This is a genomic window from Lactobacillus sp. M0396, from assembly GCF_016101625.1.
GTDB classification, from domain to species: Bacteria; Bacillota; Bacilli; order Lactobacillales; family Lactobacillaceae; genus Lactobacillus; species Lactobacillus huangpiensis.
In genome coordinates, this window is sequence record NZ_JACFQE010000030.1 from 1 (window position 1) to 217 (window position 217).

Sequence of the window (217 nt, forward strand, 5' to 3'; positions counted from 1 at the left end):
AACCCTAAAATTAGGACACTTTATATTAGCTGCTAACTAAGGACTAATTGCCGATATTCAAGCGGAGTTAGTCCTTTTAGTTTGATCTTGATTCTTTTCTGATTGTAATATTCAATGTAGTCTCTAATCGCCTCTTCCAGTTCAGTGAGATTCTTAAAGTGCTTTTCAAAACCATAAAACATTTCTCGCTTGAGTATCCCGAAGAAGCCTTCCATTA

1 protein-coding gene is annotated in these 217 nt (G+C 35.5%); it reads right to left on the minus strand.

Going from position 1 to position 217, the window contains the following annotated elements; genetic code table 11:
- Positions 1-32: 32 nt before the first annotated feature.
- Positions 33-217: IS3 family transposase (locus H3T43_RS09330; RefSeq protein WP_198214180.1), on the minus strand; the 185-nt coding region annotated here is incomplete at its 5' end.